General features: G+C 40.6%; 9 protein-coding genes. 1 reads left to right on the forward strand and 8 read right to left on the reverse strand.

From position 1 onward, the window contains the following. Nucleotides 1-1,123: 1,123 nt before the first annotated feature. From Q4575_RS18045 to Q4575_RS18055, 3 genes are all read right to left on the reverse strand, one after another. Nucleotides 1,124-2,545, reverse strand: a complete 1,422-nt coding sequence (locus Q4575_RS18045; RefSeq protein WP_303523736.1) for an arylsulfatase — start codon at nucleotides 2,543-2,545, stop codon at nucleotides 1,124-1,126. Nucleotides 2,546-2,864: 319 nt separating this feature from the next. Next, nucleotides 2,865-4,244 (reverse strand): hypothetical protein, encoded by a 1,380-nt coding sequence (locus Q4575_RS18050; protein ID WP_303523737.1) that lies wholly within the window; start codon nucleotides 4,242-4,244, stop codon nucleotides 2,865-2,867. 92 nt (nucleotides 4,245-4,336) lie between these two features. Then, the gene (locus tag Q4575_RS18055) at nucleotides 4,337-5,866 is read right to left on the reverse strand and encodes a sialate O-acetylesterase (RefSeq protein WP_303523738.1); all 1,530 of its coding nucleotides are present in this window, start codon (nucleotides 5,864-5,866) and stop codon (nucleotides 4,337-4,339) included. Between the two features lie 403 nt (nucleotides 5,867-6,269). Between Q4575_RS18055 and Q4575_RS18060 the strand changes: the two genes are divergently transcribed. Continuing rightward, nucleotides 6,270-7,517, forward strand: a complete 1,248-nt coding sequence (locus Q4575_RS18060) for a hypothetical protein (RefSeq protein WP_303523739.1) — start codon at nucleotides 6,270-6,272, stop codon at nucleotides 7,515-7,517. A 293-nt stretch (nucleotides 7,518-7,810) separates the two neighbouring features. On the opposite strand, the gene Q4575_RS18065 is transcribed toward Q4575_RS18060, so the two are convergent. The 5 genes from Q4575_RS18065 to Q4575_RS18085 form a co-directional block, all read right to left on the reverse strand. After that, entirely contained in the window at nucleotides 7,811-9,373 is a 1,563-nt protein-coding gene (locus Q4575_RS18065; protein ID WP_303523740.1) for a hypothetical protein, read from the reverse strand. Between the two features lie 246 nt (nucleotides 9,374-9,619). Then, nucleotides 9,620-12,640: a TonB-dependent receptor gene (locus tag Q4575_RS18070; RefSeq protein WP_303523741.1), complete on the reverse strand. Its 3,021-nt coding sequence runs from the start codon at nucleotides 12,638-12,640 to the stop codon at nucleotides 9,620-9,622. 119 nt (nucleotides 12,641-12,759) lie between these two features. Then, a complete protein-coding gene (locus Q4575_RS18075) occupies nucleotides 12,760-13,860 on the reverse strand; it encodes a FecR domain-containing protein (RefSeq protein ID WP_215964403.1) in 1,101 nt (366 codons plus the stop codon). After that, entirely contained in the window at nucleotides 13,860-14,459 is a 600-nt protein-coding gene (locus Q4575_RS18080; protein ID WP_215964402.1) for an RNA polymerase sigma factor, read from the reverse strand. The genes Q4575_RS18075 and Q4575_RS18080 overlap by 1 nt, the downstream gene beginning before the upstream one ends. Before the next feature lie 391 nt (nucleotides 14,460-14,850). Beyond that, on the reverse strand, nucleotides 14,851-15,984 hold the full coding sequence (locus Q4575_RS18085; protein WP_215964401.1) for an alpha-L-fucosidase: 1,134 nt from the start codon (nucleotides 15,982-15,984) through the stop codon (nucleotides 14,851-14,853). Nucleotides 15,985-16,033: the final 49 nt, after the last annotated feature.

The raw sequence follows: 16,033 nt of genomic DNA on the forward strand, positions 1-16,033 counted from the left end.
AGTAAGTAAGTAAGTAAGTAAGTAAGTAAGTAAGTAAGTAAGTAAGTAAGTAAGTAAGTAAGTAAGTAAGTAAGTAAGTAAACACCAACCCCACAACACCTACTATGCGGGATAAAACTAAGCCATTAGTTTTATCCCGCATAGTAGGTGTTGTGGGGTCATACTTTCATGGGGTCAGAGCTGCTGATTTTTGTAATTTCCTCTGCACTTGGTTGGAGATCCCTAATATCGCTTAGCCTGCCTAACTTTACAAGCTACGGGGATGACGTTTTTTTGTTCTGGTTATTGTGAGCCAGTTGAAAGCGAATTATGACATTCCTCTACTTTCATGGGGTCAGAGCTGCTGAATTTTGTAATTTCCTCTGCACCTGGTTGGAGATCCCTAATATCGCTTAGACTCTTTTGGGATGACGTTTTTTGTTCTGGTTATTGTGAGCTAATTTAGGGCGAATTATGACATTCCTCTGCACTTGGTTGGAGATCCCTAATATCGCTTAGACTCTTTTGGGATGATGGTTTTTGTTCTGAACTTATGAGCCAATTTAGGGCAAATTATGTGATTCCTCTGCACTTGGTTGGAGCTCCCTAATATCGCTTAGACTGCCTAACTTTACAAGCTACGGGGATGACGGTTTTTCTGTTTAATTGGAATGACGGTTTTTCTAAAAAAACGTTTTATCACACCTAAAGTTCAGGCTACATATAACTTCGTCTAAATCCCCCTTAGGTGAGATTTTTATCTCGAAGTGAACGGCAGGGACGCCGTTGCAAGGAATGTGCATAGGGATGTGCGTACATTCCGTCTTCGACGATAATATAAATATCAAATAAGGATTAGGGATTTAGCCGAAAGCGGTCTTTTTGCCTACTTTTGGGGCTGTTGCAAAAAGTATGGTCGACGTAGTCGAAATAGCCGCCTGCAAGGCAAAGAAAACTTCAAGCCCCGCGCCAGTATGGTCGACGCAGTCGAAATAGCCGCCTGCAAGGCAAAGAAAGGCGCAGCCTGCAAAGCGAATTATGACATTCCTCTGCACTTGGTTGGAGATCCCTAATATCGCCGAGGCTGCCTAACTTTACAAGCTACGGGGATGACGTTTTTTGTTTGGTATTTGTGAGCCTATGCTTATTTTTTTCTTTTACTGGCGTGGATCATCTGTCTAAGTGGGAACTCCTGGTGTTCGGTTCGTGCAGAGTCCATATAATTTTCAAGTCGTTTAGCAATTTGCGGATTCGCACTTGCGACATTTGTCGTCTCGCCAATATCTTTGCTTAGGTCGTATAACTCCGGTGTTTTATTTAGCTTTCGAAGCAACTTCCAATTGCCAGCACGAACCGCCTGAATTGGGCCTTTACGCTCATTAAATTCCCAATATAGATAGTCATGCTCTTGCTGTTGTTTGGTATTTCCTAAGAGTGAAGGAACAAATGAAATTCCATCGTTTGCCGGACATTGTGCAACACCCGCCAATTGACAAAAAGTTGGCATAATGTCCCAGAACGCCGATATATGATGACTTTCAGTATTAGGCGCAATCGTTTCTGGCCAATAGGCAATCATAGGCACTCTTATTCCGCCTTCATATAAGTCTCGTTTTTTACCTTTTAAGTCGCCATTACTATTAAACCAGTTGTTCCCCGAATCCGGGCCATTATCTGAGGTAAATATGACTAAGGTATTTTTGTCCAAGCCTCGGCGTTTAAGTAATTCGACTATTTTTCCAACATCTCGATCCATCCGAGTGATCATGCCAGCATAAGAAACATTACCTTCGGCATCGTGTTTATAATGCCCTTTGGTATTCATCTTGCGTTTAGGCCAACCTAGGTCGCGATATTCTAATTGTGAGTCTTCAGGTACAGTTAGTGGCGCATGAGGAATGGTGTAGGCCAAATATAAGAAAAACGGCTTATCTGGTTTGGCATTGCCAACATAAGATAACGCTTCTTGAGTAAATAGGTCGTGAGTATATTGCCCTTGGTTTTCCTCAGGAATATTCGCTGAAAAATAGTATGGCGTATTGTTTTTCCAAAGTTTATTCCAGTAATAATAGTGCGCATCACGATGGTACTTATAGCCAAAAAAGTAATCAAATCCCTGCTGATTAGGCATCGCAGGGTCAATTTCATAATCACTAACATCGGTACTTTCACTTAGTCCCCATTTACCAATCGCAGCAGTACGATATCCGGCCGTTTTCAACATTTCAGCAATGGTTAAGTCTTCCTTTTTAAGGCTTACCGCTTTACCTGAGGCTGTCCATTTTGGATTGCCACGGATTGGGCTGTGCCCAGTGTGTAAGCCTGTAACTAAGCTAGCTCGCGACGGCCCACACACAGTAGAACCTGAATAATGCTGAGTAAATTTAATGCCCTGTTTCGCTAGGCTGTCTATATAGGGGGTTTTGAGTTTTGTTTGACCAAAAGCACCAACATCACCGTATCCCATATCGTCAGCAAGAATGTAAACAATATTAGGCGGTTGTGGAGTAGATTCTGATGTTTTGGATTGAGCTAGAGCCGTGTTGTTACAAAGAGCTAAGGGCATGACACAGCTGAGAATAAATAGTCGCAAGCAAGTTTTATGAATTGCACTTTTTTGGAATGTCATATCGGTATTGTGCCTTTTCTAATTTTTAAGATGTACAAGTTATGGCATCGGTGCGGAAGAACACCTAGCCAATCGGTCCGGCCACGCAATTTATAAACAGCTTTGGCGAATGATAACGGTTGCTGTTTTAAGAAAAATCGTAGTACATAAAAACTTGGTTTGTCACATTTTGAAAGTCACAAACCAAGTCTGTTTATTGCGCTGCAACGCAATGTTGCAGCGTGCTTTTACTTAAAGCAGTTAAAACAACTTTGTACTACAGTGCAGTCACTTTAACGCCGTTTATAGTAGGGCTTTGGTCGTTATGTTTAGACAGTTTAAACTCAAGAGTTACCTGATAACCCGCCGGTAAACTAGATACATCTAACGCCGCAGGTGTACTCTCAACGACCCGAGTAAACCCTTCTTTAGCTTTGTAAGTCTCTTTAACTTTAGTGAAAGGTGTCCATTGATCCACCTTACCGTCATTGTCGGTATCCACACCAGCACGCACGTTTACGCCATCAATCCATGGACCGTCACTGATAAAGTCAGTGCCAGAACGTTGAACTAACAAGTAAAACTTACCTTCGGCAAAACCAACGGTTGGGTCTGGATGAAATCCTTCACCGACTTCGCCGTCCCACACAAACTCTTTAGTAATATCGTCAGTACGCCAGCGTCCTACACGCATGCTTTTATTTTCATCATGAGGGTCATAATCGCAGAATAAATAATAATGGCCACCCACTTTAATCATTGTGTAGTCACCAAAAGCGTCCTGTGGCCCTTCGTGCTCTTCATAAGTATATGGCGTTGGATCACGGCCAAACTCTAGTTGATTAGGATGCGGTTTATAAGGCAAGATACGACCTGTTGCCGTTGTTCTTTGGTCGATTGGCGCCACATATTCATGAGGTTCAAAGCCATTGATCCCGTCTGGGCTATCTGCATGGCCAGCCAACGGTGAATCCCACGCGTGTTTGCTTGGATCTACTGGGCTCCAGTCTTCATAGATTAAATGAAATAAGCCGTCATCATCACGAAATATCGACATGTCAGAACCATGTGTTGGGTCTTCAAAAACCTTACCTACAACTTTGCCTTGTTTGCCATCGGTTAAATCTTCATCGATGATCAAATGTGGATCTTCATCATTTGGCTTGTCGAAATAAATGTAGAACTTACCGTCCATGTATTCAGCAGAGGTCACCCAACGGTTATCGTGATTTGAAATTGGGCCGTAATGCACCCAGTTTTTCATGTCCGTTGTGTGCCATGCATGATAGCCGGTTTTAGGCTGTTTTTTATGTCTAGATAACAACCAATAATTACCCTCACTCACAGGGATTAGAACCGGTGCATCTTTAGCAAATTTTGGCGTAATTTTACCGGCCGCCTGCCAATTGTCCCAAACAGGTACTTGGCTAATTTCAATTTGATCTAAACGAGTTTTAGTAGAAGACTTATAAACCACTGTTGATAACGTACCCGATTCTCCCACTAACGACGCTTTCCCGTCTTTAATTTCAACGTTTTCACTGCTTACAATTGAAGAAGCCCAATCTACATTGGACTGGCCTACTGATGCAGTCTCCATTACTGCACAGCCCCCCAAATTGGCTAAAACCGCTAGTGCCAATAAATGTTTTTTCATTGTCCTTACCTTTTTCATAATAGTTTTAATAGGCGTCTGCTCTTTAAAGAGCAGACTTATTTTTATTTTTATTTTTATTTTTATTTTTATTTTTATTTTTTGACATTTCTTGATTTAAGTGGCCAATCATCAGTTCGAAATGGCGTGACGGGTAACCCAATTTTGTCATATAAATTAACAACCGGATTATCTTCCCAAGCATATCTCACAGCGACGGGTTCTTTAATCTCGTTGCTATAAACTTCAACCGTATTTTTGCCGGTAATTTTTGCCGTGGCCCGGACAAAACGTTGGTCTTTTCCAGCAATGTAAAAACCAAGCACTTCATTTTTATCAAGTGCATAAAGCTTTCTTTTTACATTTTTGAAGGTTAGTAAAAATTTATTTCCTTTAATTCGACTCGATTTATACATAGGGCTGTCGGCCATCATCGGATAACCATAAATTTTGGCTAACGGATGACGTACTAAACGATTTGCAACATCTTGCTTATTGCCAGGGTGAATATTTCGCGCTTCGCCGACATCATAAATTACTGCTTCACCTGTATTTGGAAGGCTTAGTGTCATCGTTTGCGCTTCACGCAACTCAGCCCAGTCACTGTATTTTGAAGGTGTATCTTTTTCTGGTCTAAAATCGGCTAATTGAGCCCAATAGAATGGGAAATCGCCCTGACCCCAACGCTCACGCCACGAATTAATCAGCAGCGGGAATAGAGAACGGTATTGATAACCGCGAGCGCCATTAGCCTCACCTTGATACCAAATAACGCCACGGATACCGTAGCCAATAAACGGGTTTACTACACCATTAAATATATTGGCAGGTCGTTTACCGCCCGTTAATACATTAGCTGGGTTTTTCAGTTTTTTACCTTTTGGTTTACCTGCTTTTACCCAATCTTGAAATTCAGCAAGGTCTTTGTTGAATTTATCTTCATCAAAGTTTTCCGCTACCTTGTCCCAATGCGCTAGTAGTTCTTCATATTCATTATTCTTCTCAAGCGCATCTCGTGGGATCCATGCTTCGATTGGCGTTCCGCCCCATGAATTCTTAATTAACCCAATAGGTACATTTAGCGTTTGATGTAATCGACGACCATAAAGGTAACAAATTGCAGAAAAATCTCGTACATTCTGAGGAGTTGTCTTGTACCACTGTGTTTCCACGTCAAATTGTGGTTTATCAATACCCACTCTCGGTACGCTTAACAGACGTATATCTGGGAAATTGGCAGAGGCTAATTCAATTTCAGAGTGATTAATGTGCTGAACACGCCACTCCATATTCGATTGGCCTGAACATAACCACACTTCACCAACCAATACATCACTTATCTCAAGTACAGTATAATCACCTTCGATGGAAAGCTTATAAGGTCCACCAGCAGGCAATGGCGCTAATTTAACGCGCCAATCGCCTTTGCTATCGGCTTTCACTTTGTAATTTTGGTTTGCTATTGATACATGGACCTTGGCTCCAGGAGTTGCCTTACCCCAAATTGGGTTATGTTGTTTTTGCTGCAAAACCATACGATCAGCAAAAATATGCGGCACCGTTATTTTACTTAGTGCGGTGCTAGAAAATAATATAAGTGTCCAAAATAACAAATGTCGTTTCATTGCATTAACTCTCTTATCCCTGTTTAGTGTTTTTATTAACACGATTTTCTACTTTAAAGAACTATAAATGTTTTATTAAATATAAAACAACATATCCAACAAAAACCGTAAATATTTTTCCCCTCGCCGTTTCCGCTCATATTTCAACCAAACATTGTACGGTTTTTAGTTCCTATCTTGTTGTTACATCAGATCTATCCAAATTAAGTGGGGATTTTTCGTATAAAAAGTGCTCGCCTATACATTTGCGCAGGGATGCGATGTTATCGAAAGAGTCACTTATTTATGACGAAACACACTTTGTTGACCGATCTAGGTGCATAAAAATTTGCACTTAAAAAATAAAAGACACTTAACAGTGTGCTTATAAAAATAATAAAAACAATCAATAGGATGAGTAACAATGATAAAAAAAACCAAGAGAAAGCTGATTAACGCGGCAGTTGCGATGGCATTAATGCCAGCATTCGCGAACGCCGCCGATGCAGAGATCACGGTTGATCCAAGTAGTGTGCAGCAAAGCGTTAAATTTGCAGCCGATGTTAAACTGACTTTGAAAGGCGTCGCTGATGGTAATACGAGCTTAGTATTAGACCGTTTTATCGAACTCGGTATGGATATGCTCAGAGTACCAATCTATATGACTCGCGATATTAACGATGTATTTTACGATAAAGTCTATGACGTCGCTGATCAGGCTGAAGATAAGGGCATGACAATATTTGCTAGTGTTGCAAATGGAGACGGTGACTTAAATAACAATTTGCATCATGCAGACAAATTCGACAGCTCTTTTATTTGTAATTGTGCTTATAACGTATACAACCTGAACTTAACAAAATATGCGGCCTACCTTGACGATTATGTCGAAAACATGGCGCTTAATGACGCCAAAGTCGACATTTTAGGGCCATACAATGAAGACGCAGCCGACAATAGTGACTACCGCAAAATATGGGATCAAATGACCAACAGTGACTTCTCTCGAATTGGAGTTGAATCATGGGCGTTAGATGTTGCGCCTACAACTTACGCGGACGTTTCAAATCGTATTGATATCGCCGGTGCGCATTTTTATGATGATGGTCAATTTGCCCGTTCTACCCACGACAGTCTCTGGTCAAACTTCACAAGTGCGACTGGCACAACACCTGGATGGTTTACCGAGTCGACAAGACTCAGCGTTGGTGGTAACTCAACCATGCAAAACGTCGTTGCCGGATTAGAACATATCATTCCAGCAATTAGAGGTGGAGTTGAACGAGTTGTAGTTTATCAGACGGCAAACCGCCTAGTTTGGTATAACGGCGGTAAGGTGGCCTATAAATTCAGTGCCTTTAAGCAGTTTATCAATAACTCAACCGGGAACGTTGTAGCATCATCAGCGGATACAGCCGATATTCGAACAGTCAGCTTTAAAGATGGTAACAATGTAAGTATCAATATTACTAACCCTGACAGTGTTACTAAAAGCGTAATAATTAATTTGGATAGTAATTATAAAACCGATGGTTTAATCACTCGTACCGTATGGGAAACAGGGTCAGAAGGGGTAGCAAACAGTTATACATTAAATAACAATGCCCAATGGACAGTTACCGTACCAGCAGAGTCTTACGTTCATCTGCAAGTGCCAGTTAAAGTAAACTGATGTCGTAGCATTAATTAGAAGCCTATTGTTTGAATCACAGTGGATTAATCAATAGCAAACGAACTTTAAAGCAAAAAAAGAGGCGCTAATATTAGCGCCTCTTTTTATTATTTGCCTGAGCCCTCAAAAAAACGAATTCGACTTTTAATACGGAAAACAAACCTAAATTTACAACTTATTTCATGGCCTAAATCGTCCATACTGTTCGTTTTCTATCATTAAAAATAAATTTTTTAGCTGACAACTATTTGTAATAAGACATGAGACTACCAAAGTGGTTCTAATTCAAGTCACTATTTGATGAAACGTCTAACCAGCAACAACATTAGAAAGGCCCATGTCCCAGAGAAGCTGCCGCCGCTACTTTTTTGTTCTGTTAGCGGTGCTTCAACTTCCTCGCTTACGGTTTCTTCTGTTTCTTCTGTTTCTTCTGTTTCTTCGACTTGAGTACCACTGCGGGTTGCATCAAATGGAAATTCGTCTAATTCGTCCAATACGGAATCGTTGTCGTCATCTTCATCAATAAAATCGGCAATGCCGTCTTGGTCAAAGTCTGGCAAGTCACTATCTTGCGGTAGACCAATATGGCTACATTCTTCGATAGTTGACGCAGATAAGGCAACCACAGGCACACTTAATTGCAGATAAGAATTTGCCGGCACAGTCATCGTCCAACAACTTGAATCATCAAAGGCAATATCCGTAAGACCAGCTTCGACATCGTTTGTCCACAACATCTGTGAACCGCTTCCTAGCGCGGCAAAGTTCCCCTTTAATTTAACCGAGGTAATTTTAGGCGTTGATTCGCCATTTGTGATATTTACTTTCAGAACACCGGACTCATAAAAACTGACCGTTTTAACGGCATAATCATCCGAGGTTGAATCCACTACATTTCCAATGGCATTTTTAGTGAATTGCTTAACACCACTAAAACGATAAGCTCGTGCACCACCGTTGTACCAAACAAACCGATTAGCCGCTTGATAGAAGATCACCCGCTCAGCACCACCACGAATAGACGGGATAATATGCTCTAAACCCGTGCGAAGGTTAGTCATATCATTGTTAGAGGCCTCAAAACGAGTGGCTTCGGTGAACCATACTTCCTTGCCGTTTGCCGCTTCGGTTAATGCAGCCCACTGGCTGTCATGAATAGCGACTTTATTGGCCGAATCATCATAAAAATGTGAGCCAACAACATCAACTAGATCAAGTAACTTTGGTGTATCAATAATCGAATTTCCAAGGCCCCAGAGCTCCGGTCCAATGCGTTTAAAGTCACTATTGCGCATGTGTTGCCAGATTTGCTGATAATCGCTTACCGCACCTCTGTCTTCGTTAAATGGCCCGACAAACGTGACTTTAGCATCGTGCAATGCCATTTGATCAAGAAACGCATCCATATACTCTGCATAGGCCGCTAAATTGATATTATAAAATGTTTTAGGGCAATTACTTTGACAGATCAATTTGTCAGAAAACTTATGCGCCCCGTGTAGCCAGTTATTTTTATCACCATCGCCATTTGCAACACTAACAAACAAAATGAGTCCTTTATCTTCGGCAATGTCAGATACCTTAAACACTTTGTCATAGAATGGGTCAGTGACATCACGAATGGGAAAAAATGGCAAACGAACCATATCCATTCCCATTTCAATAAATCTATCCATAACTTTCGACGTGTTCCCCTCGGCAACATTTTTTATGGTTAATTTAATGTCCGCACCAAATTTAACTTGCTGTTTTTGTTGTTCTGGAAATATCTCCAAATGAGTATCAGCCGCATATCCGTAAGCACTTACTAACGCACTCATCATTAAGTTTATTGTTATTATTTTTATTGCTTTCATAATTCCTCTGTTGAGCTTTACCCAGTATCACATTGCTTTGTTGTTGAAACTGCAATTTAGTTAATATGAAACAAGGTATGAACGAGAAAGACGTAATTTTTGGTGGGTTTAGCCAACGGTATAATATGAGTGAGTGACGGTTGAGTGGCTCTGGTCTTGGATATTAATGACGTTATTTAGCCTGATTGTGCTAAGCACTTTATTCAGTCCGCGGCATGTGCGATTGAATTCGAGCCAAAAATCGGGTTAAAACTCAACACTCATAGAGAGGGAATAATCACTACCACTGTTGATATAATTGATCAGGCGCTCTTCATAGACAGAGTAGGAACGTACTGGCTCGTTAGTCAGGTTTAAGATGTCAAATGACACATTGATATTGCCATATTTGTAACTCATTCCAAAATCAAATTGATCTCTTGCTGCAACCATAACGACATCGCCTAGCAACCCGATGCGGGACTGCAAAAAACTGTCTCGATGGAATAGGCTTAAATTAAAATTTATATTATCTAAATCGTAAAACAATGCCGCAACGTAAGAGTCTGCAGCCCCTTCAATTGCCGGAATCGCCGTATTACTTTGCTCATGTAAATGCTCAGTGGTTTCAACATCTGTATATCTAAAACGACCTCCGAGCCCTTGCAATAGTCCAGGTAACATATGGAATTTACTGACGACATTGAGCTCCCAACCGCTGACGGTTTCATCCGCAATATTTGTAGGAGAAATAATAAGATATTCTCCAAACTGCGAATCATGTAGGGTTCTATACTCTGCCTTACTCGACAAATAATTGGAGAAGTCTTTGTAAAAGTAAGCTATTTCAAATACCGAATAGGCATCCCAGTAATAGTTCCAGTTGATATCAATGTTGTTCGACAAGGTAGGCTCTAAGTATGCATCACCTTGAAAAGCGATACTTGCTCCGACCCTTGAAATATAATTGCCAAGTGTAATTGATAAGTCACTTAGGGTTGGTCTTGTCATCGTTTTGGACAACCCTAAACTCAAGACATTTTGCTCAGATAGAGCCAGTTTTACATTAAACGATGGCAAAAACTCTGAATAGCTATGAGTTTCGCTGATGTCACTAGCAGAACTAAAACTCATAATTAAGTTTGTCGGATCCCCTTCAATTGTTTCAATACTTCTAATGGCCTGCTGATTTCCTTCTGACAAAACCTTTGTATTGGCAAATCGAACCCCAAGATTACCGCTCCAGTCTCCCATTGCAGATTCGCCTTGGAATTTGACACTGACATAACCTTCTAATAACTGCTCTTCCACCTGCCAAGATTTGCTAGGGTAATGCACTGGTTCTACACCACCTGCTTGTTTTAGTGCCCAAATCGAATCTGCTAAAGGGTGATCTTTGTCAATGATTTCCGTTTGAATATGTTCATCCGACCATAGGTAATCAACGTACTCTTGAGCGTCAAATGAATACCAATCTGTGGGGTTGCCGCCATCAATGAAATCTGACGCATTAAAAGGGCTAAAAATTTCGTCCGGTATGTCAAACACATAACCCGCAAACTCCCAACCATTTGGAGAACGAAAGCCATCTCTTTGCTTGGTTCTGGCCGATTGGTATATTCCCATATCAAACTGTTTAAACCATTTAAAGTCTGGAAACCAATGTAAGTCTAAACGAGTCTGAAAAATTTCATCTTTAACATTTTCACCATTAAATATAGTGCCATGGCTTCGAATATCTTCGATACCAAATTCACGGTCATAACTTAGCTCGGCATAATTAGCACCGGGGATAAATTGATAAACCGGATTCGCAAATGGCACACCGGCGATAATAAATTGCTGTTTACCACCATTATTATTTTCGGCAGCTGAGTAAGATGTATCTAACGTTAACTCTATCGCATCGGACAACAAATGTTGAAGGTTCAACCCCATTTGGATAGTAGAGGTTGGTCGGTTTCGGTTGAGCTCAACAAAGTCGGTTGCAAAGTCCCCATCTTCTCTATATCGATAACCTAGCAACGTATTGTGATTATCTACTTGAACACTTTGAAACGACTCGCCTAACGTTGACTCAACACCAATTGGATTTACATGAGTCCAATTACCTGAAGACTTTATATGAGAATCGACTTCATATTTTGAATACAATAAGTCTGCCGTCAAAAGGGTTTTATCGGTAATGCTCGCCTGTAAAACGATATTTCCTCCAATACGCGACTCCTTACCTTCATCTATACGAAAATCATAATTCCTCGGCACGTAAACACGAGAATAGTCATCATTCTGCCCTTCTAAGTAAGACAAATCGACAGGGATCCAACCGTCTGTGTTGACCGACTCTAACCGATAATCTTTTTCGTGGTATTGAATGGAGATTAGCGCACCGTAGTCACCATTGTTATAACTAAATAACTGGGATATTTCAGGAAAGTACTCACCGGAAAGTTCACTGTAACCTAGTTTTACCGCTGACTTAGAATACGTTCCTAAGTGAGAACCGGGCATGGGACTGACTAAGTTAATCGTGGCGCCAATACTTCCGGCTATTAAGTCGGTTGACGGAGATTTATATACATTGACCCGTTCGATAACATCTGAGGAAAGCACATCAAAACTAAACTCACGTCCTTGATTTTCCGTCGCGATAACACGACCATTATAAAGGACGTTATTAAATTCTGCTCCAAACCCCCGTACAGAAACATGGGTTCCCCCACCGTAAATTTTATCGGTTGATATGCTGGGCACATTTCGCACGACGTCTGCGGCATTGCTTTTGGCGATTTGATTAATCTGAGACTGGCTAATTTGCTCTGTTTGAGAATCAGAAAACCGTTTAAAATTGGCCGACTTGTCCATCGCGAACATTTTACCTTCAACGACGATAACTTCGATTTCCTCAACTACAGGTGAAATCTCAACTTCACCTTTGACTACCACTGGCGCTTTTTCTTCAACGACTACAGGTTGAATCTTAGTGATCTGGATGACACCACTAGGCCGCACGGTTCCTTTTAGAGGGGTGTCTTTCAGTAATTGCTGTAATGCTTGTGATGCACTGAATTCGCCCTGGAGGCCGTCGACGTAAAGTGAGCTTGCTAAATGATAAGGATAAATTAATGCGCGATTCGTTTGTTTCGCAAAGCTATTTAAGGCATCGACTAAATTTGAAGCGGGAATATTAATAGATGATTTAGGTTGAACGTCTTCAGCAACGCTTACTTGGCTGTAAAGAACAGCACAGACTAGAAAAATAGCTTGGGTTTGAATTGAAAAAGTCAAAATAAATCTGAACTACACATTGATCAAAGCAGTTGCACACAATATCCCAAAAGCCAAAAAAAAAGAAGTCACTACTAACATAAATATTAGGGTGACTTCCATTCTTCGGTAATGGCGTATTAGTCGGCCGCCATGATCTCTATTTGTTGATATCCAACTTTTGCAACCCTGATTGGGAAGTTAGACTCCAATGAAGCGAAAATAGAATCAATATCGTCAGTTTGGAAACTACCAGCAACTTTGATTGATTTTAATTCACTGTCCACGATCTTAATCTTATAACCGGTTAGGTTGCGGATTTCATCGACGGCATATTCAAGCGTTTCACCAGAAAAGACTAACATACCGTCGCGCCATGCTTGCATACGAGACATGTCGGCAATATCAACATTAAGTGCGTCTTTAACAGCGCTTAATGACTGAGCAATCTCTGCAACTGTATTTACTACAACTCGTTTACCGGCTGTTAATAATCCCAGTTCAACCAAATTTGGTTCAATATTTTCAATCAAATCTGACGATTGTGGGTTACCTGTTGAAGCAACTGCGACTGTACCTTCGGTGACTAAAACGTCTAACGATTGTTCTTTTACTTTTACAGTAAATGCTGTACCAACCGCTTCAACACGACCTTGAGCACCGTATACTCGAAACGGGATCTGCTTGTCATGAGCAACATCAAAGTGTGCTTGACCACGTACCAACTGGATATCTCGCGTGCTTTCATCAAAGCTGACATTAACTTTACTATTAGAATTTAACGTAATAACCGAACCGTCGGCCAAGGTAAAGTTACGCTGTTGACCTAAAGCAGATATAAAAGTGCCATTAGTGTCTGCATATGGGTGCTGCTCAGTTGGGGTTTGAGTTGTCATAAAGACTATCATCATGACCCCAACAAAACTCGCCAATGCGCCACCCATTACAGGCCAAGCAAACAACTTGTCAAACCAAGAAGTTTTTTCTACCACAGGACTAGACGCTGTCTGGTGCGCCGTATGCTCCAATGGAACCATTAGATCAGTTAGCGACGTATCAGACATAAATTGATTTAGCTTAATTAACGTGCCGCGGTGTGCTTTACTACGCGCCATCCAGTCAGTTAAGTCAGCCAACAATTTTGCGCTTGGTTTTTCATCGCGATCCAACGCGACCAACCATTCGGCGGCTTCCTGCTCAATCACATTTTGATCAGGAAATTCAACGATTTTCTTAACCATTATTCATTTCCTCGAACTTGCTTTAATGGACTTTTTCGATCTCTAATCGGAGTATCGACGTCCTGTTTTCTAATATACTCACTGCAATAAACCAATGCCATACTCAAATGTTTTTCAACACTGCTGAGTGAAATCTGCAATCGATCAGCGATTTCTTGGTGCTTCAAGCCATGCACCCTTTTTAATAAATACACCAACCGCCCCTTTTCAGGTAAATTTGATATTGCTTCACAATGAATTCCTAATGACTCCATGGCGACATTTTCAGCCTCCGCACTATGTGCTTCATCTTCATTAATGTGATCCATGCAATCTTGTATATAACTTGTCCGTTTATGCGACTTATGGTTTAACTCATTAATCGCTAAGTTCTTAGCAATAGTAAATAAAAACGCTTTTGGGTGTTCCAGCTCTTCTGTGCGTTCACTTTCCGCTTTAGCTGCTTTGATATACACCTCTTGAACAACATCCTCAATATCTTGTTCACTGTGCAAAAATCGTTTTAGATAATTGCGCAGAAACAGGTTGTTCTCGATAAATACGCTGGTTAGTTTTGTCCAACCACTTTCTCTACTGCTGCTTCTCGTCAAAACAGACACTCCCCCAAGTTTCCAAACCTAATGAAATAGCGTTTGGAGTTACCCGTTAGGTACTATTAAAAACAAAGTCCGATATCAAAAGCCGTAAATTTAGGCTACTTTTTATCATTGAATTTTATTATTTTTTCGGACTTACCCTGTTGCGCATTCAAAAAACTGATTTCTAGCTTATCTAGTTGCCAATTTTTAGCACTGCTAAATTGATAACATACGCACCATAAAAAAACCGTAAAAATAATTTAATTTTTTTTACGGTTTTTTCATTTTGTTTTGTCTTCTTGCGCGGCATCCAAGTCTTTTCTTGTTTAAAATCAGAATATTAAATGATTAAAAAAATTTCAAAAAAAAAGGCAAAGTATTTACAACTTTGCCTTTAAAAGGTTGGGAAAGGTTAAAAACCGTGTTTACGAATATACTCACCCACTTGTTGTAGTGAAGCGATATCTTGTTTATCAAATTCGCCATTTGGACGAGGTGCAAGGTTTAACAATAAGTTACCATTATTGTGTTCTTTGGCTACTTTTAGTTTATCTAAAATCGCGTTAACGCCTGGGTGTTTACCATCGTGTTTTTTGGTGTATCCCCAGCCTGCAATATGGGCACAAATTTCAATATGCTTGCCAGATTCCAACATTTGTTTTGTGACTTCTGGACGGTTTTGCAACCAATGAATTTCCGGCGCATAAAAATCTTCTGTTCCTAAGTAACCCGTTTTGTATGAAATCAGCGTTTGTGGCTGCAACTTACGGATTAAGTCATAGGTTTCTTCCATTCTAAACAGTTCAGTTTGACCGCTTTTTGGAACCGCGTGACCGTCTAACCAAATGTTTGCAATTGTGCCGTAATTTGTTAATAACTCGCGAAGTTGTTCGTGCATGTATTCAATGTAAATATTGAGGTCATGCTCTTTACCATATTTATAGTATTGCTCCTGCGGGTCATAAAGTGGACGAGCATGCCCACCCCATTTATCATTATTTGCCGCATGAGGGTGACGCCAGTCACGGCCATGGGAAAAATACAAACTCAATCCAAGACCTTTTTTATCACAAGCTGTTGCTAGTTCTTCAACTAAATCGCGTCTAGCTGGAGAGTTAACGCTGTTAAAGTCAGTCGTTTTCGTATTCCATAAGCAGAAACTATCGTGATGACGCGTTGTGATATTGATATATTTCATTTCCGCCTGCAACGCCAAGTCAGTAATGAAATCGGCGTCAAATTTCTCAGCGGTAAAACGGTCTTTCAATTTTTGGTATTCAAGTACTGGAATTTTCTCTTTAATTTGAACCCACTCACCGCGACCTAATAAAGAATACAATCCGTAATGAATAAACATGCCAAATTTAGCGGCTTTAAACCATTCTAAATTCGCTTGCTTAGGATCGTTGCTAAAGGTGTTGCTAAACCCGTTTAAATAACCCGGAGTTGACGTTGGATTTACATTAGATGAGCAAGAAAACAAGGGCGCTGCCAATAATGATCCGGCGCCATAGCCCATATATTTAATTAACTGTCGTCTATCCATTTGTTTGTTTCCTCAATTCTTGTTGCTTTTACAACTATTCTTAATCAAT

It is taken from the genome of Psychrosphaera sp. 1_MG-2023 (assembly GCF_030548245.1).
In the GTDB taxonomy this organism is placed as follows: Bacteria; Pseudomonadota; Gammaproteobacteria; order Enterobacterales; family Alteromonadaceae; genus Psychrosphaera; species Psychrosphaera algicola.

Bases quoted from the DNA above. Each gene is read 5' to 3' on its own strand.
- Q4575_RS18045 (WP_303523736.1), bottom strand. From the start codon at position 2,545: ATGCCCTTAGCTCTTTGTAACAACACGGCTCTAGCTCAATCCAAAACA.
- Q4575_RS18050 (WP_303523737.1), bottom strand. From the start codon at position 4,244: ATGAAAAAACATTTATTGGCACTAGCGGTTTTAGCCAATTTGGGGGGC.
- Q4575_RS18055 (WP_303523738.1), bottom strand. From the start codon at position 5,866: ATGAAACGACATTTGTTATTTTGGACACTTATATTATTTTCTAGCACC.
- Q4575_RS18060 (WP_303523739.1), top strand. From the start codon at position 6,270: ATGATAAAAAAAACCAAGAGAAAGCTGATTAACGCGGCAGTTGCGATG.
- Q4575_RS18065 (WP_303523740.1), bottom strand. From the start codon at position 9,373: ATGAAAGCAATAAAAATAATAACAATAAACTTAATGATGAGTGCGTTA.
- Q4575_RS18075 (WP_215964403.1), bottom strand. From the start codon at position 13,860: ATGGTTAAGAAAATCGTTGAATTTCCTGATCAAAATGTGATTGAGCAG.
- Q4575_RS18085 (WP_215964401.1), bottom strand. From the start codon at position 15,984: ATGGATAGACGACAGTTAATTAAATATATGGGCTATGGCGCCGGATCA.